Origin of the sequence: Deinococcus sp. Leaf326, from assembly GCF_001424185.1 — a bacterium.
In the GTDB taxonomy this organism is placed as follows: Bacteria; Deinococcota; Deinococci; order Deinococcales; family Deinococcaceae; genus Deinococcus.
This window is the reverse complement of sequence record NZ_LMOM01000004.1, coordinates 1-1205: the sequence shown is the minus strand read 5'-3', so window position 1 is coordinate 1205 and position 1205 is coordinate 1. Positions and strand designations below refer to the sequence as shown.

Sequence of the window (1205 nt, the reverse complement as noted above, 5' to 3'; positions counted from 1 at the left end):
CACACCTCCAGAAGACCGCCTTTCGTCATTTTTGGCGATCCCCAAACCTGTTGAGGCTGTTCAGAACAGGGAAAACTGAAGTTGTCCTCTACTGAGGGGGGCCACATCCCAGAACGGATGTGGAGACCCGTCAAATTATTCAGAAGGTCCTGATAGACAATAATATTCGTGACAGAAATATACCTAACTTGACAGACGATCAGATAGATCAAATGGTCAAAGAAATCCACAGAAATCTCAGGGAAATGTATAAGAAGGGCAGCGTTCCGACGAAGAATGGAAATCAGATCGCGGGTGTCCAACAGGAGCAAGTTCAATGGGCTTGAATGTATATGAAATAAAGAGCTGGTCTGTGCCCGAAACACAGGCCGCCCAAGATCAGCTTTACGAGAGGAAAGTAGCTTCAGGAGAATGGAGTGAGGATGTGCTCTTAAGTATCGAGATGCCGAAACTCGAGAAGGAAAGGGTAGAGGACGCAGTAGAGGAGGTGAACCAGGGAAAAGAGTGGTACTTGGGATTCTCGCAAGTTGATATGCATGACTCTCTGGATCTCCCCTTGATCTATGAGGCTTATATTCACTATCTCGAAACCATAAAATTGGATTTTCTTGGTGAAAATATAATGACCAAAAAAATGCTTGACATCATCCTGTCGAAGACTAGTCAAGCTACCTCGTATCCTGTTTCAGTTTTGGAAAGACAACGCATCGAAGATCTTTCAGCCAGCAAGATTGAAGGCATATCTGCTGGCGATGTAGATGAACTGGTTAGACAATTTAAGCAGACAGCAGAAACCCGATATCATTATCTCCACCTGTTGACTCAGATTGATCTCTTTGATCCAGAGAAGTCAGACAGGAGTGAGAGACGGTACGTGCTCAATGCCAGTCAACCGGTGCCTCCCCCCTTCTTTCGTGTCGCCTGGGGCCCCCGAAGTGCGCTCCTCTGTACTGACGAGGGCAGGGCCCATCTGGAACCCTGGGGTCTTCTGGGTCTCCATTTCGAGCTCTTGAATGTCGAGGAGCAGCCCCAAGCCTGACAGGGCGGGAGAAGTGGCTGTGCCTGGCACAACTCAGGGTGACGGACAAGGTCGACTTAAAGTGCGTCTGAAAAAGGTCAGGGCGGGGACTTTGCCAACCGACGCACCATCAAACGGATCATGACTTCGTACACGAGGTTCTCAGCGGTTTCGACCAAGGCCTCGT

Annotated in this window: 2 protein-coding genes; one reads left to right on the top strand and one right to left on the bottom strand. The window is 48.9% G+C overall.

Features of this window, described 5'->3' with window-relative positions; translation table 11 throughout:
• The coding region (locus ASF71_RS24880) for a hypothetical protein (RefSeq protein ID WP_235514124.1) at positions 1–317 on the bottom strand (317 nt) is incomplete at its 3' end.
• A gap of 35 nt (positions 318–352) precedes the next feature.
• Here ASF71_RS24880 and ASF71_RS04395 point away from each other — a divergent pair.
• Positions 353–1039 (top strand): hypothetical protein, encoded by a 687-nt coding sequence (locus tag ASF71_RS04395; protein WP_156372612.1) that lies wholly within the window; start codon positions 353–355, stop codon positions 1037–1039.
• Positions 1040–1205: the final 166 nt, after the last annotated feature.